The organism is Klebsiella sp. C360 (assembly GCF_048822415.1).
GTDB classification, from domain to species: Bacteria; Pseudomonadota; Gammaproteobacteria; order Enterobacterales; family Enterobacteriaceae; genus Klebsiella; species Klebsiella quasipneumoniae.
Genome location: NZ_JBMEZZ010000003.1, coordinates 287,571 through 307,734, shown reverse-complemented (window position 1 = coordinate 307,734; position 20,164 = coordinate 287,571). Strand labels below are relative to the sequence as shown.

Annotated in this window: 23 protein-coding genes and 3 tRNA genes; 16 read left to right on the top strand and 10 right to left on the bottom strand. The window is 57.5% G+C overall.

Annotation, left to right across the window (positions count from 1 at the left end; genetic code table 11):
• Positions 1 to 27 precede the first annotated feature (27 nt).
• Positions 28 to 375, bottom strand: a complete 348-nt coding sequence (locus ACOI7D_RS10405; RefSeq protein WP_002907768.1) for a Grx4 family monothiol glutaredoxin — start codon at positions 373 to 375, stop codon at positions 28 to 30.
• Between the two features lie 340 nt (positions 376 to 715).
• Between ACOI7D_RS10405 and ACOI7D_RS10400 the strand changes: the two genes are divergently transcribed.
• Positions 716 to 1,588 carry a C40 family peptidase gene (locus tag ACOI7D_RS10400; protein WP_109547254.1) on the top strand — a complete coding sequence of 291 codons (873 nt, stop codon included), beginning with the start codon at positions 716 to 718 and terminating at the stop codon, positions 1,586 to 1,588.
• On the opposite strand, the gene ACOI7D_RS10395 is transcribed toward ACOI7D_RS10400, so the two are convergent.
• Complete coding sequence (locus ACOI7D_RS10395; protein WP_050533385.1) at positions 1,543 to 2,028, bottom strand: helix-turn-helix domain-containing protein; 486 nt, start codon at positions 2,026 to 2,028, stop codon at positions 1,543 to 1,545. The genes ACOI7D_RS10400 and ACOI7D_RS10395 overlap by 46 nt on opposite strands.
• A gap of 481 nt (positions 2,029 to 2,509) precedes the next feature.
• On the opposite strand from ACOI7D_RS10395, the gene sodB reads away from it, so the two are divergent.
• Entirely contained in the window at positions 2,510 to 3,091 is a 582-nt protein-coding gene (gene sodB, locus ACOI7D_RS10390) for a superoxide dismutase [Fe] (protein WP_023289943.1), read from the top strand.
• A 59-nt stretch (positions 3,092 to 3,150) separates the two neighbouring features.
• Here sodB and ACOI7D_RS10385 read toward each other — a convergent pair whose 3' ends face one another.
• Complete coding sequence (locus ACOI7D_RS10385) at positions 3,151 to 4,320, bottom strand: MFS transporter (RefSeq protein ID WP_023289944.1); 1,170 nt, start codon at positions 4,318 to 4,320, stop codon at positions 3,151 to 3,153.
• Between the two features lie 167 nt (positions 4,321 to 4,487).
• On the bottom strand, positions 4,488 to 4,577 hold the full coding sequence (locus ACOI7D_RS10380; protein WP_004152976.1) for a YnhF family membrane protein: 90 nt from the start codon (positions 4,575 to 4,577) through the stop codon (positions 4,488 to 4,490).
• Positions 4,578 to 4,872: 295 nt separating this feature from the next.
• On the opposite strand from ACOI7D_RS10380, the gene purR reads away from it, so the two are divergent.
• Positions 4,873 to 5,898: an HTH-type transcriptional repressor PurR gene (purR, locus tag ACOI7D_RS10375; RefSeq protein WP_004202888.1), complete on the top strand. Its 1,026-nt coding sequence runs from the start codon at positions 4,873 to 4,875 to the stop codon at positions 5,896 to 5,898.
• 18 nt (positions 5,899 to 5,916) lie between these two features.
• Here the strand turns inward: purR and punR are convergent, their stop codons facing one another.
• Entirely contained in the window at positions 5,917 to 6,828 is a 912-nt protein-coding gene (gene punR / locus ACOI7D_RS10370) for a DNA-binding transcriptional activator PunR (protein ID WP_050533384.1), read from the bottom strand.
• Between the two features lie 112 nt (positions 6,829 to 6,940).
• Between punR and punC the strand changes: the two genes are divergently transcribed.
• Both punC and cfa read left to right on the top strand, forming a co-directional pair.
• Positions 6,941 to 8,122 carry a purine nucleoside transporter PunC gene (punC, locus tag ACOI7D_RS10365; protein ID WP_087824050.1) on the top strand — a complete coding sequence of 394 codons (1,182 nt, stop codon included), beginning with the start codon at positions 6,941 to 6,943 and terminating at the stop codon, positions 8,120 to 8,122.
• A gap of 294 nt (positions 8,123 to 8,416) precedes the next feature.
• On the top strand, positions 8,417 to 9,565 hold the full coding sequence (gene cfa, locus ACOI7D_RS10360) for a cyclopropane fatty acyl phospholipid synthase (protein ID WP_023289946.1): 1,149 nt from the start codon (positions 8,417 to 8,419) through the stop codon (positions 9,563 to 9,565).
• A gap of 36 nt (positions 9,566 to 9,601) precedes the next feature.
• On the opposite strand, the gene ACOI7D_RS10355 is transcribed toward cfa, so the two are convergent.
• On the bottom strand, positions 9,602 to 10,237 hold the full coding sequence (locus ACOI7D_RS10355; RefSeq protein ID WP_023289947.1) for a riboflavin synthase: 636 nt from the start codon (positions 10,235 to 10,237) through the stop codon (positions 9,602 to 9,604).
• Positions 10,238 to 10,466: 229 nt separating this feature from the next.
• On the opposite strand from ACOI7D_RS10355, the gene mdtK reads away from it, so the two are divergent.
• Together mdtK and asr are read left to right on the top strand one after the other, a co-directional pair.
• Positions 10,467 to 11,840, top strand: coding sequence for an MdtK family multidrug efflux MATE transporter (mdtK, locus tag ACOI7D_RS10350; protein ID WP_023289948.1), 1,374 nt, complete (start codon positions 10,467 to 10,469; stop codon positions 11,838 to 11,840).
• Between the two features lie 177 nt (positions 11,841 to 12,017).
• A complete protein-coding gene (gene asr, locus ACOI7D_RS10345) occupies positions 12,018 to 12,425 on the top strand; it encodes an acid resistance repetitive basic protein Asr (protein WP_087824051.1) in 408 nt (135 codons plus the stop codon).
• 140 nt (positions 12,426 to 12,565) lie between these two features.
• On the opposite strand, the gene ACOI7D_RS10340 is transcribed toward asr, so the two are convergent.
• Positions 12,566 to 13,144 (bottom strand): TIGR00730 family Rossman fold protein, encoded by a 579-nt coding sequence (locus ACOI7D_RS10340; protein ID WP_049013570.1) that lies wholly within the window; start codon positions 13,142 to 13,144, stop codon positions 12,566 to 12,568.
• Positions 13,145 to 13,397: 253 nt separating this feature from the next.
• Between ACOI7D_RS10340 and ACOI7D_RS10335 the strand changes: the two genes are divergently transcribed.
• From ACOI7D_RS10335 to ACOI7D_RS10325, 3 genes are all read left to right on the top strand, one after another.
• Positions 13,398 to 13,474 (top strand) — tRNA-Val (locus tag ACOI7D_RS10335).
• Between the two features lie 4 nt (positions 13,475 to 13,478).
• Positions 13,479 to 13,555, top strand: a tRNA-Val gene (locus tag ACOI7D_RS10330).
• Between the two features lie 4 nt (positions 13,556 to 13,559).
• Positions 13,560 to 13,636, top strand: a tRNA-Val gene (locus ACOI7D_RS10325).
• 121 nt (positions 13,637 to 13,757) lie between these two features.
• Here ACOI7D_RS10325 and ACOI7D_RS10320 read toward each other — a convergent pair.
• The gene (locus ACOI7D_RS10320; protein ID WP_048297651.1) at positions 13,758 to 14,510 is read right to left on the bottom strand and encodes an SDR family oxidoreductase; all 753 of its coding nucleotides are present in this window, start codon (positions 14,508 to 14,510) and stop codon (positions 13,758 to 13,760) included.
• Between the two features lie 98 nt (positions 14,511 to 14,608).
• Here ACOI7D_RS10320 and ACOI7D_RS10315 point away from each other — a divergent pair, with 98 nt between their 5' ends.
• Positions 14,609 to 15,535 (top strand): AraC family transcriptional regulator, encoded by a 927-nt coding sequence (locus ACOI7D_RS10315; protein ID WP_109547253.1) that lies wholly within the window; start codon positions 14,609 to 14,611, stop codon positions 15,533 to 15,535.
• Here ACOI7D_RS10315 and ACOI7D_RS10310 read toward each other — a convergent pair.
• Positions 15,532 to 16,416, bottom strand: a complete 885-nt coding sequence (locus tag ACOI7D_RS10310) for a LysR substrate-binding domain-containing protein (protein ID WP_023289958.1) — start codon at positions 16,414 to 16,416, stop codon at positions 15,532 to 15,534. The genes ACOI7D_RS10315 and ACOI7D_RS10310 overlap by 4 nt on opposite strands.
• Before the next feature lie 156 nt (positions 16,417 to 16,572).
• Here ACOI7D_RS10310 and ACOI7D_RS10305 point away from each other — a divergent pair, with 156 nt between their 5' ends.
• Both ACOI7D_RS10305 and ACOI7D_RS10300 read left to right on the top strand, forming a co-directional pair.
• Complete coding sequence (locus ACOI7D_RS10305) at positions 16,573 to 17,088, top strand: hypothetical protein (protein ID WP_060589463.1); 516 nt, start codon at positions 16,573 to 16,575, stop codon at positions 17,086 to 17,088.
• A 7-nt stretch (positions 17,089 to 17,095) separates the two neighbouring features.
• Entirely contained in the window at positions 17,096 to 17,932 is an 837-nt protein-coding gene (locus tag ACOI7D_RS10300) for an MBL fold metallo-hydrolase (RefSeq protein WP_060589462.1), read from the top strand.
• A gap of 87 nt (positions 17,933 to 18,019) precedes the next feature.
• On the opposite strand, the gene ACOI7D_RS10295 is transcribed toward ACOI7D_RS10300, so the two are convergent.
• A complete protein-coding gene (locus tag ACOI7D_RS10295; protein ID WP_023289961.1) occupies positions 18,020 to 18,169 on the bottom strand; it encodes a hypothetical protein in 150 nt (49 codons plus the stop codon).
• A 401-nt stretch (positions 18,170 to 18,570) separates the two neighbouring features.
• Here ACOI7D_RS10295 and ACOI7D_RS10290 point away from each other — a divergent pair, with 401 nt between their 5' ends.
• The 3 genes from ACOI7D_RS10290 to ACOI7D_RS10280 all read left to right on the top strand — a co-directional run bounded on the left by ACOI7D_RS10290 (position 18,571) and on the right by ACOI7D_RS10280 (position 20,061).
• Positions 18,571 to 19,005, top strand: coding sequence for a winged helix-turn-helix domain-containing protein (locus ACOI7D_RS10290; RefSeq protein WP_023289962.1), 435 nt, complete (start codon positions 18,571 to 18,573; stop codon positions 19,003 to 19,005).
• 45 nt (positions 19,006 to 19,050) lie between these two features.
• Complete coding sequence (locus ACOI7D_RS10285; protein ID WP_087824059.1) at positions 19,051 to 19,767, top strand: hypothetical protein; 717 nt, start codon at positions 19,051 to 19,053, stop codon at positions 19,765 to 19,767.
• 84 nt (positions 19,768 to 19,851) lie between these two features.
• A complete protein-coding gene (locus ACOI7D_RS10280) occupies positions 19,852 to 20,061 on the top strand; it encodes a YdgH/BhsA/McbA-like domain containing protein (RefSeq protein WP_004202908.1) in 210 nt (69 codons plus the stop codon).
• Positions 20,062 to 20,164: the final 103 nt, after the last annotated feature.

Below are 20,164 nucleotides of genomic sequence, written 5' to 3'. Positions count from 1 at the left end.
AAGTCGCTTTTTTACTGACCGCGGGAATTATTCCGCTTTCGGCTCGTCAGTGTGGTATTTCGCCGCTGTCTCTTTGATCAGCTGCTGCAGTTCACCGCGCTGGTACATCTCGATGACGATATCGCAGCCGCCCACCAGTTCACCGTCCACCCACAGCTGCGGGAAGGTCGGCCAATTGGCATATTTTGGCAGCTCGGCGCGGATATCCGGGTTCTGCAGGATATCAACGTAAGCAAAACGTTCGCCACAGGCGGACAGCGCCTGAACGGCCTGAGCGGAGAAACCGCAGCTTGGCAGCTTCGGCGAACCTTTCATGTACAGCAGGATCGGGTTTTCAGCGATTTGGCGTTGGATCTTTTCTAAAGTCGAGCTCATTGTCGTGCTTCCTTAAACTTCTTTCTACGGCAGTAACTTGTCATTGTAGCGTCCCGAGGGCAGGACCGATAATAACATTTTTTTCACTATTCATATTTTATCTTCTGTTGCGCGAAGTTGCCTTAAAAATATCATTTTGCCGTCGCGGGCAGGCGCGCGTTGCGCATTTTCTGTGCGAGGCGGTCAATGTCTGACGCGTTTTCTTGCAATCGTTAACCAATCGACATTTTTGATACAAAAGAATATTAACTTTCCGGGTTTTTATGCTTTAGAATCGTTCCGGTTTGTCATTCATCGTCAGGCATTTGTACATGTCTGTAATTAATCAGGGGATTGCTCAGTGGCGCGGCTAAACAAAATCGCGATATCGCTCTGTGCATTACTGTTCACATCTATCTCATTCACGCCACTGGCTCAGGCTTCAGGGCATACGCACGCCTCCGCCTCGCCGAAGGCGTTGCCCGCGAAAAGCGGCTCAGAGCGCAAGAAAAAAGCAACCAGTCAAAAAAGTAAAACCACCGCTAAAACCACCAGTAAAAAATCCTCGAGCACCCGGCTCCCTACCCGCTCTACCGCAGCAAGCCAAACCGCGCTTCATCGTCAGGCCGCCGGCGCCACGAAGAAATGCGTGCTGCGTAAAGGGTATAAAAAGCAGTGCGCAAAAACGGTGGCCGCCAGCGCCGAGCCGGCCCTGGCGCTGAACAGCGTCAAAAGCAAATGCGTGGTGCGTAAGGGCTATAAAAAACGCTGTAAACCTGAGGCCAGCGAAGCGAATCTGACGATCGCCGACGCGCATAGGGTCCGGGTGCAAAAAGCGCAGAGTACCGCCATGAACAAACTGATGGGCCAGCTGGGTAAACCGTATCGCTGGGGCGGCACCTCGCCGCGCACCGGGTTCGACTGCAGCGGGCTGGTCTATTACGCCTACAAAGATCTGGTCAAGATTCATATCCCGCGTACCGCCAATGAAATGTACCACCTGCGCGATGCGCGTCCGGTCGATCGTGACGAACTGCAGAGCGGCGACCTGGTCTTCTTCCGCACCCGCGGACGCGGCACTGCCGACCACGTTGGCGTTTACGTCGGCAACGGGAAATTCATTCAGTCCCCGCGCACGGGGCGCGATATTCAAATCACCTCCCTGAGCGAAGATTACTGGGTACGTCATTACGTCGGCGCCCGTCGCGTCATGACCCCGAAAACCATTCGTTGATCCCGGTCTGCCGCTACGGCGGCAGCCCTCTTCACCTGCGCGTTCTCCGCCCCCACCGTCAGGGGAAACTGCATATTCGCCTCTGTGACCGGCGCTTCCCGACGATAGCGGGTGGGCGACATGCCAAAGTGACGGTGAAAGGTGCGGCAGAACGCCGCCTGCCCGTCGTACCCCAGACGTTGGGAAATACTCTGCATGGAGGCCTCGGTCTGCGTTAAGTAGATTGTCGCGATGGTCATCTTCCGGCGGCTGACGTAGCTCGCCAGCGTGCAGCCGGTCACCATGGCGAATTGCCGCTGGAAATACCAGTGCGAGTAGCCGGACTTTTTCGCTATCGCGCTCACCGGCAGGGTGTCAAAAATATGTTCTTCGATCCAGTCAACGATCCCCTGCACGACCGGGATCATTTTCGGGCTTACCACTTCATCTGTTTTTGCCATCGTAGCCATCCTGTGGAAATTGCTGCCGGCGGCTATATTTGTCATACAAATATCAAAATAGACAATGAATTATTGGCATAGCGGCGATTACCTGAAAGCATATCGTCATTAATCATTTGATTTAAAATGATTATTTTCACTCAGTCGTTTGCGCTGCGGGGGTCTTCAGATGGCCTGCTAAGAAATTAACCATCGCGGCGAGAGGCTGGAGACCCAGCCTCCTTTTACTTATACATTTTTGCAACATCTGCGGGCGTCTTAACGCGCCGCTCCGCAGAAAACGGTTAAGCCTTCGGCAGTTGCGCCGGCGATAATAGCCTTTATCGTTGTAAGGCTTTTCACTGCCTGCGGCAAATGTTAACATTCTCAATACAATAACAGGCCCGGGACGCGACAGCGTCGGGCGGTCAGAACGCGATTCAGGTGAAAACCTCATCTTGTCAATGTGAGATAAAACAAAAAAGTTATAAGGAGAGTAGCAATGTCGTTTGAATTACCTGCATTACCATATGCAAAAGACGCCCTGGCGCCGCACATTTCCGCAGAAACCCTGGAATACCACTACGGTAAACACCACCAGGCGTATGTCACTAACCTCAACAACCTGATCAAAGGCACCGCGTTCGAAGGTCAATCGCTCGAAGAGATCGTGCGCACCTCTGAAGGCGGCGTTTTCAACAACGCGGCGCAGGTCTGGAACCACACCTTCTACTGGAACTGCCTGGCGCCGAACGCCGGCGGCGAACCGGAAGGCGAGCTGGCGGCCGCAATTGCCAAATCCTTCGGCAGCTTCGCAGAGTTTAAGGCCAAATTTACCGACGCCGCGGCGAAAAACTTTGGCGCTGGCTGGACCTGGCTGGTTAAAAATGCCGACGGCAGCCTGGCTATCGTCTCCACCAGCAACGCGGGTACCCCGCTGACCACCGACGCGAAGCCGCTGCTGACCGTTGACGTCTGGGAACATGCTTACTACATCGACTACCGCAACGCCCGTCCAAGCTATCTGGACCACTTCTGGGCGCTGGTTAACTGGAAGTTTGTTGCCGCTAACCTGGCCGCATAAACGACAAACCGCAGCAGAGTGACCCCTGCTGCGGTTTTTTTTACACCCTTCCCCACCGTTTATGACTGGCTGGCAAAGGCCTCCTCCGGCTGCGCTCGTCCGCTAAACCAGACCAGCAGCAGCGCCAGACCGGCAATAATCGCGCCCATCACCGGCACAAACGCATATCCCAGTCCGCCGGAGATCACCGCCCCGCCGGCGGCGGCGCCCAGCGCGTTGCCCAGGTTGAACGCCCCGATATTCACCGAAGAAGAGAGACCCGGCGCCTCATGCGCCACGCGCATCACTCGCATCTGCAGCGGCGGCACTACCGCAAAGGTGGCTGCGCCCCAGACGATCATACTGATGGCCGCACCCGCCTGGGATTGCGCCAGCAGCGGTATCGCCAGCATGATCGCCATCAGCAGCAGCAGAAAGCCTTTCAGCGTGCGGGAGACCGACCGGTCGGCGAATTTGCCGCCCAGATAGTTGCCCAGCGAAAAACCAACTCCAATCAGCACCAGCATCGCGGTGATAAACAGCGATGAAGCATGGGTCAGCGAATTCAGTACCGGCGAAATGTAGGTATACAGCGTAAACATCGCCCCGGCGCCCAGCACGGTGGTCAGTAAGGCAGAAAGCACCTGCGGCCGTAACAGGACCGAAAGCTCTTGTTTGACATCCGGCCGTTCGCCCGCGCTGCCCTTCGGCAGGGAGAACCACAGGCTCACCATCGCCAGCAGGCCTAACCCCGCGGTGGCGAGGAAGGACATCCGCCAGCCGATGGTTTCTCCAAGCCAGGTCGCGGCAGGCACGCCGCCGATATTAGCGATGGTGAGGCCCATAAACATGGTGGCCACCGCGCTGGCCTGCTTGTGCTTGGGCACCACGCTGGCCGCCACCACCGACCCCAGGCCAAAAAAGGCGCCGTGGTTGAGGCTGGTAATAATGCGCGACAGCAGCAGCGTGGTGTAATCCGGCGCAATGGATGACAGCAGGTTGCCGACGGTGAAGATCCCCATCAGAAAAATCAGCGCATTGCGTCGGGCGCGATGGGACAGCAGCAGGGTCATCAGCGGCGCGCCGACCATGACGCCGATGGCATACGCACTGATCAGCATTCCCGCTACCGGTATCGAGACGTCCACGCCCTTGGCAATCACCGGCAGCAATCCCATCGGGGAGAACTCGGTAGTCCCAATGCCAAAGGCGCCGATCGCCAGCGCGAGTAAAGGAAAGTTGATTTTCATTCAATGACTCCATCAGACCGTCAGGGAGGACGGCGTAACATCAGAAGCCAAAAGCATGACATCAATCACAAAAAAACAAAAGTGAACGAAATGACAAAAGATTTTTGCAGAATTGATAATAATGGCGGGATACGGGGAGGAAGCCGCGTTCCTCCCTCATCGGAACATTAGTGCAGTATGGCGGTCAGGCTGAATGCGACGATCACGCCGAGGGCAATAATCGTGGTGATCAGCGAAAACTTTAAATTGGTATCCATCATTTTTCCCTCTTGTTATCCCCACACCAAAAGTGAGCTTGCTCATTTTTGCACAAAAAATCGCAAAAATCTTCCGGGATTTAGGGCGATGCACATTTTTGCTCTTCCACTTTGCCCCAAGATCGGACAAAATCCCACGCTAATTTAAAAGCGTATCGGCCATTGACCCCTTCCTGTCGTTCTGTGTCGTTTTCCCGACGTGATGCAATGTTGAAAATTGTATTCAGGGTGTGTGTAGGCAAACGTTTACGTATCGATGATCAGGCGATCAGGTCAAGGCATGGAGTGAGATGTAATGGCAACTATTAAAGATGTAGCGAAGCGCGCAAACGTTTCCACTACAACTGTATCACATGTAATTAACAAAACCCGTTTCGTTGCCGAAGAGACGCGCAATGCGGTATGGGCGGCGATTAAAGAGTTGCACTACTCGCCGAGCGCCGTGGCCCGCAGCCTGAAAGTCAATCATACAAAATCGATTGGCCTGCTGGCGACCAGTAGCGAAGCCGCCTATTTCGCTGAAATCATTGAGTCCGTTGAAAAGAGCTGCTTCCAGAAGGGCTATACCCTGATCCTCGGCAACGCCTGGAACGACCCGGAAAAACAGCGGGCCTATCTGTCGATGATGGCGCAAAAACGTGTCGACGGTCTGCTGGTGATGTGTTCCGAATACCCGGACTCCGTCCTGAGCATGCTGGAAGAGTATCGCCATATTCCGATGGTGGTGATGGACTGGGGCGAAGCAAAAGCCGACTTTACCGATGCGGTAATCGATAACGCCTTCCAGGGCGGGTATATCGCCGGACGTTACCTGATTGAACGCGGTCACCGCGAAATCGGCGTGATCCCGGGCCCGCTGGAGCGCAACACCGGCGCGGGGCGACTGGCCGGCTTCATGCAGGCGATGAAAGAGGCGCATATCAGCGTGCCGGAAAACTGGATTGTACAGGGCGACTTCGAGCCGGAGTCCGGCTACCGCGCCATGCAGCAGATCCTGAGCCAACAACACCGTCCAACGGCGGTCTTCTGCGGCGGCGACATTATGGCGATGGGCGCTATCTGCGCCGCGGATGAAATGGGGCTGCGCGTGCCGCAGGACATTTCGCTGATCGGTTATGATAATGTGCGCAACGCCCGCTATTTCAGCCCGGCGTTAACCACCATTCATCAGCCGAAAGATTCGCTGGGCGAAGCCGCGTTCAATATGCTGTTGGATCGTATCGTCAACAAGCGCGAAGAGTCGCAGTCTATTGAAGTGCACCCTCGGCTGGTCGAACGCCGCTCGGTGGCGGATGGCCCGTTTGTCGACTATCGTCGCTAAAGCACTGGCGGGCGCGGATCACTCCGGCGCCCGCAGCCACTCCCGATTCAGCGTGTCGCTGTCCCCCAGGTAGTCCAGCATCCAGTTTAACGCCGGTGAAGCATCATTCTGCTGCCAGGTCAGACAGCAGGCCGCATCCGGAAACGGATTTTCCAGCGCCAGCGCGGTCCACTCGCCGCGATCCACCCATGGCCGGGCGAAATGGCTTGGCACCATGCCGACGCAGAGCCCTGCCGACAGACAGGTTGCCGACGATTCCCAGTCGGGGACCACCACCCTCTTCTGGTTATCCAGCAGCCACGTTGTCCGTTTGGGCAACGAACGCGAGGTATCTTCCCGCACCAGCGACGGCCAGTTGCGCAGGACATCGTCGCTCAGCGGCCCCGCCATCTTCGCCAGCGGGTGCTCGCTCGCCACCACGCAGTCCCAGCTCAGCATCCCCATATCGCGGAACGCATAGCGGCCCCCGACCGGAATAGAGCGCGTTGCGCCAATCGCCAGCTCCACGCGGCCGTCGGCCAGCGCATCCCATACCCCATTGAACACTTCCTGAAAAACGATCAGCTCGACGTCGGGAAAATGGCGATAGAAATCCACGATCATCTGGCGCATCCGCGCGGGTTTCACGATATCGTCCACCGCGATCGACAACTGCCCGCGCCAGCCGTTGGCAATTTGCTGGCACTGCTGGCGGGTGATCTGCATTTTTTTGATAACAGAGCGCCCTTCCTGTAAAAACCAGACCCCAGCAGGGGTCAGCTCCACATCACGATGACGGCGCTCAAACAACGGGACGGCCAGCCACTCTTCGAGCTGACGCACGGTATAGCTGACGGCGGAAGGCACCCGATGGAGCTCCTGCGCCGCCGCGCTAAAGCTGCCGTTACGGGCGACGGCATCAACCACTTCCAGAGAGTATTCAGACCACATTTTTTGCCTGCAAAATTTTTGAATGCATGTGACAAATATTAGCGTTTCACAAGCCACAATGCACTCCCTACACTCTGCGGCATCGTACCTGTACTCCAAAAATGAGAACGTTATGTCACAACCTGGGAAAGGATTTTTAGTCTGGCTGGCCGGCCTGAGCGTGCTGGGCTTTCTGGCCACCGATATGTACCTGCCGGCATTTGCCGCCATGCAGCAGGATCTCGACACCTCCGCCGCATCCATTAGCGCCAGCCTGAGCCTGTTCCTCGCCGGCTTCGCGCTGGGCCAGCTCTTCTGGGGGCCGCTGTCAGACCGCTACGGGCGCAAACCGGTGCTGCTGAGCGGCCTGGCGATTTTCGCGGTCGGCTGCCTGGGGATGCTGTGGGTGCAGAACGCCACGCTGATGCTGGCGCTGCGTTTTCTGCAGGCGATTGGCGTCTGCGCCGCGGCGGTTACCTGGCAGGCGATGGTGACCGATTTCTATCCCGCCCAGCGCACCAACCGCATCTTCGCCACTATTATGCCGCTGGTAGGACTGTCCCCTGCGCTGGCCCCGCTGCTGGGCAGCTGGCTGCTGGTGCACTTCGAGTGGCAAGCCATCTTCGCCACCTTGTTTGCCATCACTCTGCTGCTGATGCTGCCTGCCCTGCGCCTGAAGGCCGCCGCTAAGTCGGCCACAGTGGCTGAAAAGAAAATCACTTTTCTGGCGCTGCTGCGCTCCCGGGAATACAGCGGCAACGTCCTGATCTACGCCGCCTGCTCCGCCAGCTTCTTCGCCTGGCTTACCGGTTCGCCGTTTATCCTTCATGAGATGGGCTACGGCCCGACCGCCATCGGCCTGAGCTATATCCCGCAGACCATCGCTTTTCTGGTGGGCGGCTATGGCTGTCGCGCGCTGCTGCAAAAATGGTCCGGGCAACAAATGCTCCCGTGGCTGCTGGTGGTCTTCGCCGTCAGCGTCGCCGCCACCTGGCTGGTGGGTCTGCAAACGCATGCCTCGCTGATGGCGTTAATGATCCCGTTCTGCCTGATGGCGGTGGTCAACGGCGGGATCTACCCCATCGTGGTCGCTCAGGCGCTGAAGCCTTTCCCGCAGGCAACCGGCCGCGCGGCGGCGCTGCAGAACACCCTCCAGCTTGGCCTGTGCTTCCTGACCAGCCTGCTAGTCTCCGCGCTGATCGCCACGCCGCTGCTGACCACCACCAGCGTGATGCTGGTCTCTATTTTGTTAGCCGGAGTGGGTTATCGCCTGCAGCAGACGCCAGCGCTGGCGGCCCACTCTTCCCACGCCTGACGCCCGTCGCCAGAGCCCGGACCAGTGGTTAGCACGCTAAGATATTTTTATTGAAAGCCAGTACTTAGCGTCCTATACTGGATCCGGGTTCACATAAATAAAAAATATTTAACAGATTAACGGATGCAGGATGCCTCCGTTTCACCATGGAAGGCCTTTCGGCAAGGGTTATCTCCCTTCCTCTGTTCTACGTCGGATAGCGACTTCACGGATTATCCGTGAGATTTCTCACAAAGCCAAAAAAGCGTCTACGCTGTTTTAAGGTTCTGATCACTTGGGCGTGATGGAGAAGCTATGAGTTCATCGTGTATAGAAGAAGTAAGTGTACCAAATGATGACTGGTACCGGATTGCAGCTGAATTGTTGGGCCGTGCGGGAATTGAAATCAATGGCTCCGCGCCGTCAGACCTGCGGATTAAAAACCCTCTTTTTTTTAAACGCGTATTGCAGGAGGGGTCGCTGGGTTTAGGCGAAAGCTATATGGACGGCTGGTGGGACTGCGAGCGTCTGGATATATTCTTCCATAAAGTGCTCCGCGCCGGGCTGGAAAAACAACTCCCTCACCATTTCAAAGACACACTCCGCATCGCAGGCGCTCGCCTGTTTAACCTGCAAAGTAAAAAACGCGCCTGGATCGTCGGCAAAGAGCACTATGACCTCGGCAACGATCTTTTCAGCCGGATGCTGGATCCCTACATGCAATATTCCTGCGGGTACTGGAAAGAGGCGCAGACCCTCGAAGCCGCGCAGCAGGATAAGCTGGATCTCATCTGCCGTAAGCTGGAGCTCGAGCCAGGCATGCGAGTGCTGGATATCGGCTGCGGCTGGGGCGGTCTTGCCGAATATATGGCGCGGAATTATCAGGTGAGCGTTGTCGGCGTGACCATCTCCGCCGAACAGCAAAAGATGGCCCAGGCGCGCTGCGACGGCCTTGACGTGGATATTCGTCTTCAGGATTATCGCGATCTGCACGACAGCTTCGACCGCATCGTCTCCGTCGGCATGTTCGAGCACGTGGGTCCCAAAAATTACGCCACTTACTTTGAGGTCGCCGATCGTAATTTGAAACCCAACGGCCGCTTCTTACTGCACACCATCGGTTCCAAAGTCACCGACCATAACGTTGACCCGTGGATCAATAAATATATCTTCCCTAACGGTTGCCTGCCGTCGGTACGGCAGATCGCCGATGCCAGCGAGAAGCACTTTGTGATGGAAGACTGGCACAACTTCGGCGCCGATTATGACACCACCCTGATGGCCTGGTATGAGCGTTTCCTCGCCAGCTGGCCGGAAATTGCCGATAACTATTCTGAGCGTTTCAAACGCATGTTCAGTTATTACCTGAACGCCTGCGCCGGCGCCTTCCGCGCCCGCGACATTCAGCTCTGGCAGGTGGTGTTCTCGCGCGGGATTGAACACGGACTGCGCGTCGCCCGTTAAAAAACACTCCCCCGCTCACCGGCGGGGGATTTTTTGTCAGGCTTCACTGACCTTAGCCGCGACCTCTTTCGCCGCCAGCACGCGTTCAACCGTATCGACAACCGCCTGGGTTTGCGGGTCGATCTCGATATTGACGCGGTCGCCCAGCTTCTTCGCCCCCAGCGTGGTCCGCTGCAGCGTCTCCGGAATAAGATGCACGCAGAATCGGGTTGCCGTCACCTCGCCTACCGTCAGGCTGATGCCATCGATACCGATGAATCCTTTATAAAGGATATATTTCATCAGCGTCGGATCCTGTACTTTAAACCAGATCTGACGGTTATTTTCGGAAGTGAGGATCTTCACGATTTCCGCCGTGGTCATAATATGGCCGGACATCAAATGCCCGCCGATTTCATCACTGAATTTCGCCGCCCGCTCGACATTGACTTCATCCCCGACCTGAATATCGCCGAGGTTGGTAATCCGCAGCGTCTCTTTCATCAGATCGAAGCTGATGCGCGCGCCGTTGATGTCGGTCACCGTCAGGCAGCAGCCGTTGTTGGCTACCGATGCCCCGGTTTCGAGCCCCTCCAGCATATGCGCCGGCAGCTCCACCACGTGGGTGCGAAAATTGGGTTTATCATCAATGGAGACCACTTTCGCGGTTCCCTGAACAATACCAGTAAACATGTTTGGCTCCTGTTGAAAATCATGACGGTATCATTACCGTTTTCGCTATCGGGAACAATAACAGGAGGGCTGAGCGGTTGCCAGCGCGCTTCGTGCCTCGACTCTTTTTTCACTGGCTTAATGGCTAATCCTCGCTACAATAGACTGGAATTTCCTCATTTTTATCCCCTTGCTGCCAGTTACGGCGGCTTTTTTAGTCTCAAAAAAACAACAATACAAAGGTGTTCACGTGCAGAAGTATTTCATTGAAGCGCGTCAGTTATTAGCTCTGGCTATACCCGTCATTCTTGCGCAAGTGGCGCAGACGGCGATGGGTTTTGTCGATACCGTGATGGCGGGCGGCTACAGCGCCACCGATATGGCCGCGGTGGCCATCGGGACCTCCATCTGGCTACCGGCCATTCTCTTCGGCCACGGGCTGCTGCTGGCGCTGACCCCGGTGGTGGCGCAGCTCAATGGCTCCGGGCGGCGGGAGCGTATCGCGCCTCAGGTGCGTCAGGGCTTCTGGCTGGCGGGGCTGGTCTCGGTGCTGATCATGATCGTGCTGTGGAATGCCGGCTATATCATCAGCTCCATGCACAACATCGATCCGCTGCTGGCGGAGAAAGCGGTTGGCTATCTGCGCGCGCTGCTGTGGGGAGCGCCGGGCTACCTGTTCTTCCAGGTCGCCCGTAACCAGTGTGAAGGGCTGGCGAAAACCAAGCCCGGGATGGTCATGGGCTTTATCGGTTTACTGGTCAACATTCCGGTGAACTACATCTTTATCTATGGCCATTTTGGCATGCCGGAGCTGGGCGGCGTCGGCTGCGGCGTGGCGACGGCCTCCGTTTATTGGGTGATGTTCGCCAGCATGCTGTGGTGGGTGCGCCGGGCGCGTTCGATGCGCGATATCCGCTGCGCCGAGGGCTTCAGCGGCCCCGATTTCGCCGTTCTGCTGCGGTTGGTGCAGCTGGGGCTGCCCATCGCCCTGGCGCTGTTCTTCGAAGTGACCCTGTTTGCCGTCGTCGCGCTGCTGGTCTCTCCGCTCGGGATCATTGACGTCGCCGGCCACCAGATTGCGCTGAACTTCAGCTCGCTGATGTTCGTTCTGCCGCTGTCGCTGGCGGCCGCGGTCACCATTCGCGTCGGCTTCCGCCTCGGCCAGGGCTCAACGATCGATGCCCAGGTTTCCGCCCGCACGGGCGTGGGCGTGGGCGTCTGTCTGGCGGTGTTTACCGCTATCTTTACCGTGCTGATGCGTAAGCAGATTGCCCTGCTGTATAACGATAACCCTGAGGTGGTGATGCTGGCCTCGCATCTGATGCTGCTGGCGGCGGTCTACCAGATCTCCGACTCCATTCAGGTGATCGGCAGCGGTATCCTGCGTGGCTATAAAGATACGCGGTCTATCTTTTTTATCACCTTTACCGCGTACTGGGTGCTGGGTTTGCCCAGCGGCTACCTGCTGGCGCTGACCGACGTGATTGTCCCCCGCATGGGGCCCGCCGGCTTCTGGTGCGGATTTATCATCGGCCTGACCTCCGCCGCCATTATGATGATGCTGCGGATGCGTTTTCTGCAGCGCCAGCCCTCCAGCACTATCTTACAGCGCGCCGCGCGCTAACCCTGCCAAAGCCCGCCACCCCGGCGGGCTTTTTCTTTCTTCAGTTTTGTTCCGGCGTTGTACATTCCGTTACTCCCCGACACCAAAGACTCACTGATGAGCGCCCCGGAGATGCATATAGTGTGGCCAACAGCCCCGCAGTGGGGTTACTCAGGAAACCAATTCGAGGATTTCAGCATGAAAAAAGTATTAGCTCTGGTTGTTGCCGCTGCTATGGGTCTGTCATCTGTTGCTTTCGCCGCCGATGCCGCGACCACCACCCCGGCTGCCGCAGCCAGCCACACCACCGTTCATCACAAGAAACATCATAAAGCGGCGGCGAAACCAGCAGCCGAACAGAAAGCCCAGGCGGCGAAGAAGCACCATAAAGCCGCAGCGAAACCGGCAGTAGCGCAGAAAGCCCAGGCGGCGAAGAAGCACCATAAAGCCGCAGCGAAACCGGCGGCCGCGCAGAAAGCCCAGGCGGCGAAGAAGCATCATAAAGCCGCAGCGAAACCGGCTGTAGCGCAGAAAGCCCAGGCGGCGAAGAAGCACCACAAAGCGGCGCACCACGCAGCCAAACCGGCGGTACAACCGGCGGCATAACGGTCAGAGCGTTAAGGTGATAAACCGGCGCTGAATAGCGCCGGTTTTTTTTCAGGAGGACATCATGCTGCAACGTTATCGCTTCGAATTGCTGTTGGTTCTGCTCATCGTCTGCGCGCTGTTTACCCTTCGCTTGATGTTTAAATAGCGGGCTGCTGAACCCATTTACGCGCCGGCGGCGTATAGTCGCGAAAACCGGCGATAATCTCCTCTGCCGAGGCAGCAAACGGCAGCATCTCCGCGTAGCGCGGGTGCATAAACCCTTCCCGCACCATGTTATTGACCATCGCCTGCAGCGGATCGTAATACCCTTTAATATTCAGAAATGCGCACGGCTTTTCATGGATGCCCAGCTGCGCCCAGGTCCACTGTTCGAAAATTTCTTCCAGCGTCCCCGCTCCGCCCGGCAGAGCAATAAAGCCGTCGGCCAGCGCCGCCATTTTGGTTTTCCGTTCGTGCATATCCTCAACCACATGCAGCTCCGTCAACCCGCGATGGGCAATTTCCCGCTCCACCAGGCCGCGCGGCATCACGCCAATCACCACGCCCCCGGCCTCAAGCGCCGCATCGGCAACCGCCCCCATCAAGCCAACTTTGCCGCCGCCATAGACAACAGCCAGGCCCTGCTGCGCCAGCGTGTGGCCAACCCGTCGGGCAGTGTCGAGATACAGCGGATGTTCGCCAGCTGAAGAACCGCAGAAAATACCTATCGATTTCATCTTCGTTATTACTCCTCTCTTCTGGTGGGCGATAATTTAACACAACGGCAACCTTTGTGCGCAGGTTGAGACCCGCGGAGAAAAGAGAGGCGAGGCGCCTGCTGGCGAAGAAATATCCTTGTGGTTCAGTAAAATATCGCCGGAATGGGTAAAAGATCCGCAATCGCAAGCAATGTACAAGAAAAGTGACGTTTACCTCTTGCCACATCCCCTGCCTGCCGCTAATATGCGTCCCCGTTGTCACCACAACATTGCGTTCGTAGCTCAGTTGGTTAGAGCACCACCTTGACATGGTGGGGGTCGTTGGTTCGAGTCCAATCGAACGCACCATTATGCGTTTATAGCTCAGTTGGTTAGAGCACCACCTTGACATGGTGGGGGTCGTTGGTTCGAGTCCAATTAAACGCACCATAATGCGTCTGTAGCTCAGTTGGTTAGAGCACCACCTTGACATGGTGGGGGTCGATGGTTCGAGTCCATTCAGACGCACCAATCTTGTTTCTTATCATTCCCTCTCAACATTACCCTGCAGCATCTTGACCGGAAAACGCACGCCTTCTGCGCTTCCCGCCTGAACGTTATCGAACCCTGCCAACGACAAAGCTAAAGCCGATTATTCGCGACTCCGACTGGCCTGCGCCATCGCCAGGGCATCTTCCCCTGCCGGCAGCCGCGAAGGGGCATCAGGATCGTTCACCATTCGCCAGACGGCCTGAGCCACATCGACAGCCCGCGTCACGCTGGCGTTTTCCTGGATGCTGTCGAGGATCTGCTGGCCGAGCGCCGCATAGCTCTCCGGGAGCTGGCCCATCGTTCGACGCGCGTTTTCCCCGAAGCGGGTCTGGGGATCGCGTCCCGGCAGGATCACCCCGACGCGAATATTGAAGGGCCGCAGCTCCAGCGCCAGGGATGCCGTGAAGGCGTTCACCGCCGCCTTACTCGCGGTATAGACCGCCAGCAGGGGCATCGGCTGTAGGGTGACCGCAGAGGTGATATTCACGATCGTCCCGCTACGGCGCGCTCTGAACCGGGGAAGTACCGCCTGGGTCATGGCGATAGTCCCAAGAGTATTGGTGGCAAACAGGTTCGCTATCGCCTCGTGCGACGCCCCCTCCAGGGCGTTGAGCATCCCCACTCCGGCGTTATTGACCAGAACGTCAATCTCTCCGGCCTCGGCAATCGCCTCGGCGATACTCTGCGCTGAGGTGACGTCAAGGCGCACCAGCCGCAGACGGTCGCTGGCTGGCAATAGATCCTCTCGCAGAACCCGCATCGTGGCGATAACCTTCCAGCCCTGTTCAAGAAAATAACGCGCCGTCTCCAGGCCAAAACCCGATGAACAGCCGGTGATCATAATCGTTTGCATCTCTCTGTCTCCGATTGGCTTCTTCCTTTTCATCATAGACAGCCCGCTCCGGACGATATAGGGTCAATAATCCATCATTCTTTAGCAGGAGTCTGGAAATGAGCGACCCGCTGGCGGAAATCATTGCGATGCTAAATCTCAGAGCGGTGCTGACCAAAACCATTGAGGGGGCGGGAGAATGGCGCGTCATTCGCTCGGACCAGGGCATGGCGTTCTATGGCGTGGTGCTGGAAGGAGGCTGTCGGCTGGAAATAGACCAGCATCCGCCGCAGACCCTGCGCGCCGGGGATTTTATGCTGATCCCGGCGGCGTACCGCTTCGCGCTTACCAGCCTGACCCCGCCGCCTTCACCGGCGCTGGAGACCACCCCGGTGAAACTGGCGGAGGAACACTTTCGCCTGGGAGCCCTCGACCAGCCGGCGGAGATGCTGGCGCTGATCGGCCACTGCGCTGCCGATTCGGATAACGCCAGCCTGCTGACCTCGCTGCTGCCCGCCCTGGTGGTGGTTCGCGACCAGCCGCGGCTGGCGACCTTTGTCGGACTGCTGAAAGAGGAAGCCCAGGCGGATCGCGCAGGTAAATCTTTCTTTCTGGCGCGGATGGTTGAGCTGCTGTTTATCGAGGCCATCCGCTCCTGCGAAACACTCGCCACCCCAGGCCTGGTGCGCGGCCTGAGCGACCCGCGGATCGCCCAGGCAATCCGTCTGCTGCATGAGGCCCCCGCCAGACGCTGGACCGTCAACGCCCTGGCCGCCGACTGCGCGCTGTCTCGCTCGACGTTGTTTGAACGCTTTACCGGCCTGACCGGAATGACCCCGATGGGCTATCTGTTGAGCTGGCGCATGACCCTGGCGATGCGGTGGCTGGGAGAGCCGGGCATCAGCATGGCGGATATCGCCGAGCGCCTCGGCTATGGCTCGGCCAGCGCGTTCAGCGTGGCTTTTACCCGCTATGCCGGGACATCGCCGGGCAAATATGCCCGCCAGCGGGCGGCGCAGCGTACGCCCGGGCCCGCCTTAAGCTAACCTGCCGCAATCGTCGTCTGCAGCCAGCGCTCAAACGCCTGCAGCGCAGGCTCCCCCTCGCCGCCGCCGGGTTTGATCAGGCAGAAGCGCTTGGCCAGCGTCGGGGAGCCCGGCCACGGGGCGACCAGCGTCCCGTTACGCAGCTCGCTCTCCACATACATCTTCGGCACCAGGGCCACGCCCTGCTGGCTGAGTACCGCAGCGATCGCCATCTCATGCAGATCATAGCGCGGCCCCTGCGCCGGGTTATCCAGCGCCAGACCACACTCCCGGGCATAGTGCAGCCAGGCATCCGGATTTTGCCGCCGATGAATGCGCGGCAGCCGGTTCAGCAACCCCGGGAGATCGTTATCCGTCAGCAGCGCAGCATGACAGACCGGCAGCAGATACTCCGCAAACAAAAACGTCACATCCATTCCGGTCCACGCCGGGTGATCAAAATGGATAGCCGCATCAAATCCGCTGCCCGGCAGAATGAAGGGGTCGCTGCGAGCGGCGATATTGACCACGATATGCGGATGCTGCGCCGTGAACTGCCCGAGGCGGGGGATGAGCCAGCGGCTGGCGAAGGTGGGGAGCACGGCGATCTCCAGACTGCGGCCATCGGCCGGCATCCCGCTGACGTCGAGGGTTTCCCGCTCCAGCCTGCTGAGGATCTCGCGGACCTGTCTGGCATAGCGGGCGCCGGCCGGATTGAGCCGTACCCGGCTCCCGATTCTGTCGAATAGTTTGCTGTCGAGGAGCGCTTCCAGACGGGCGATCTGCCGGCTGATGGCCCCTTCCGTTAACGCGAGCTCCGCCGCCGCGCGGGCAAAGTTGCCGTGGCGGGCGGCGGCCTCAAAGGCCAGTAGCGCAGCGCTGCTGGGAATTTTACGACGCATAGCCAATGCTCCTTGTGCGGGCTGACTGAAAGTCAGTGACAGAATATCACTGAGTCTTGAATAAACATCGTTTTTCAGCGCCATTTTCGCCAGATAGGATGAAGTAAATTCACTGAAGCGCCTTATGCGCTCAATCATCTGTCTCTCGAGGTCACTATGCTCTATGTCGTCGAATGCGCCTACACCGACCCGCAAAGCGAAGCGGCGTGGAATACCTTTTACAATCTGGAAAAATTACCGGCGCTGGTCTCGGTGCCCGGTTTTCATGCCTCGCAGCGCTTCTGCGCGCTCAGCGAGGGCTGCCCTCGCTACCTGGCGCTACACGATATCCGCGATGCCGCCGTCATCGACAGCGACGCCTATCGCCGCAACGGCGGCGGTCATTTTGCCCGCTGGCAATCGGCGATCGCCGACTGGCATCGCCACCTCTATCTCACAACTAACGCGCTGCGGGAGGTTGCTCCGGACGAGGTGCTGCTGCTGAGCGATACCGTGGAAGCCCTGCCCGTCGCTGCGCCGGTCGTCCTGCAGCCCGGCGGTCTGGCCACCCGGCATACCCGCTATGCCGCCATCGTCCCGCGTGACGACCTGCATCCCCACGCCGCCACGGCCGCCGTCTTTGTCTATCAGCCCATTACCGCCCGGTTGCGTCACCCGGCGGAGCAAGCGTGAGGTCAACATGACACCAGCTCCCTTTTATTCCCTGACAGCAGGCGACCTGACGATAAGCGCCATCAGTGATGGCCAGATGACGGCGCCGCTGACGTTACTGGCGGGGATTGCCCCTGAAGAGGCGGCGCGTCTGCAGCGCCAGGCCGGGGTAATCTCGCCGGAAACCATCGAGATCGGCGCTTACCTGATCCGCGGACGCGGGCACACGGTGCTGGTGGATACCGGCACCGGCGGGGCCAACGGCGTCGGCGGCGCGCTTATCGCCAATCTGGCGCTGCTCGGCGTCCGCCCTGAGGACATTGACACCATCCTCCTCACCCACGCGCACCCGGACCATATCGGCGGCCTGCTGACCGCCGCCGGTACACCGGCTTATCCCAACGCCACGGTGTTCCTGCCCTCGCGGGAAAGCGCTTACTGGCTGGCGCCGTCGACACTGGACAACGCCAGCGAGCGTGGACAACGCAACGTGCTGCTCGTCCGGCGCGTAATGGCGATCTGCGCGACGCAAATTCGTGCTATCGATGAAAATGAGCGGATCGCCGGGATCCGACCATGTCCCCTGCCCGGCCATACGCCGGGGCATACCGGATATCGCCTCGAGGCGGGCGGAACGTCGCTGCTGATCTGGGGGGATATCGTCCACTTTCCCTCGATCCAGAGCGCCCGGCCAGAGGCATCGGTGGCCTTTGACGTCGATCCTGACCAGGCGCGGCGTACACGGGAAAGTCTCCTGCGCCAGGCCGCCAGCGAGCGGTGGCTCGTCGCCGGTATGCATCTTGGCCTGCCGGGATTCGCCAGCGTGGAGAATACCGCCTCAGGCTACTGCCTGCGCCCGGTGTGACCTTCACGCAGAACACCGATCACAGCAAAACCCCGGTCGTGGCATTAACGCGACCGGGGCGTGGTGTCTGGGGAAGTGGATTAGCCGTTAACCGCGGCGCTTCCAGCCTTTTTTACTTTTGCAGCTGGCGGTGGTGGCGACCCAGGGGTGACGCAGCTGGGTCAACTGAAGATCCTGAGAGGCCGGGCTGGCGGCCCAGCGTTTGTTGCACAGAGGCTTACGAGTTGCAATGACCATAAAAACGCTCCTGAAAAGTAATGAACAGTTCCCTGGGTAATTCCATAAGTTCAGAATCAGCTTATCATCACTTAAACGTTGTTATTTCAATCTTTGTTTTGCTATGTAAATGGTGATTGCCACCTGAAAGGCATAAAATTGATCTAGATCAAGGTAAATGCAATTTTTTGTTTCCACCACCTATATTTTCAACCGTTTAACTTCGCACACCTCTTGATTAAGACTTTTCCTATACCACATAATCCAACAGAAGCGAGCGATTTTATCAGATTTTTATTCTAGTTATGTATGCGAATGTGGTTAATTGTTTTGATTATTCTAGCTCATAAAATTCACTTGGTCAGACCGCCGCAGGCGGGTACTCTGCACCGGCAATACGGGGATTTGTCAGGGAGTGGTGGATGACTACAGGCTATAAACTACTTGGCTATAAGTTAGCGGATAATATTTTCTACTGCCTGCATCATCGGGAAATTATCGCGTTACGTGGGACGCGAACGCAAGTTCAGCTGCGCAGCACCATGGCGTGTTTACTGGAATATTTGCTGGCGCATGGCAGAGAACGTCTGGTCAGTGATGAAGAGTTAATGATTAACGTCTGGGAGAAAAATAATCTCCGTCCGTCCGCGCAGCGATTATGGCAGGTCATTCAGACCTTAAAATCTCGCTTAAACCAGGCGGGGGTCGAAAGCGTGTTAATTATCCGCGTTAAGTGCGCAGGGTATTATATTAATCCTGCTTGTGTAGCCGAAATTTATTCCTTCAAACCGCCGGGCATGATGAATTATATAAACACCTCGCCTGCTGATATGAATAAACTTCTGGTTCGCAGCTAATCTCCTTCCCGCGCCGTTTAGATCGCTTGTAACAGGGTTTATTCTTTGAATATTTTAATTCACAGCAATAATATTTATTTTAATATCGGCCTCGCCCAGTGTTTCAGAGATATTCAGGAAACCTTGCCCGGTCTGAACATTATTCATTCACTGCCGCTCAGCCATCTGCCCGATCCGGCCGGGCTGGATGTGATTATTTTAGCGCTGGAAAACTATCACGATTATCAGGCCGCTGCTGAATTAGCCCAGCGCTATCCCGGCCTGGTGGTCGGATTTACCTCCGCCAACAACGTCAAACGCGGACGCGCCTTTTACGCGGATACCCTCCTGTGGGTCAGCCAGCGGGAAAGCGTTCAGGAGATCCGCCGCCTTCTGCTCCGTCTGGCAGATCGCAGCCGCCCTTTCGCGCCGCGCCTTCAGCGTCAGAGTCGCTCCTCCCGGCTGCGAGCCCCACTCAATGACCTGGAGATGCAGATGATCCGTGGCGTGGTAGGCGGCCAGTCGACTAATCAGATGGCAGACACGCTGGGCGTCAATCGCAAGCGGGTTTACAACGGACTGGAGCGGATCAAAAGTAATTTTCGCCTCGTCAGCCATACCCATTTTCATCATTTTATGACCGCAGAGGCCACGTTTAGCCGCCTCTGCGCCGATCTGAGTTGCTATAGACCAGGGCTACGGCCAGCCCGGCAACGACGTGCTGCATCGCGACCGGCCGAAAATCATTCATATTATTTGAATGAGTTTCGCAAATTGTTTTGATTTTAACCGCCAGGCTTTGCGCGTATTCTTTATCACATCAGGGCGACAAGCCCTATATCAGACACCAGATTAAGGAATATGACCATGAAATCCATCAAAACTTTCGTTGCTGTTGCTGCACTGTCGCTGTTCTCTTCCGTCAGCTTCGCCCAGAGCGTCAGCGCCACCGCTTCCACCCTGGACCGTGCAGAAGCCAAAATCGCCGCCCAGGCCGCTGAGCAGGGTGCGTCCTATAAAATCACCAGCGCCCAGTTTAATAATCGCGTTCATATGACGGCTGAGCTGAGCAAATAATCTCTTCCCTCTTTCGCGATTAAAAAAGCGCCGTCAAAAACGGCGCTTTTTTTTCGCCTCTTTCTCCGGGCAGTGATTTCCTGACCGACGCGCTGTGGCGTTC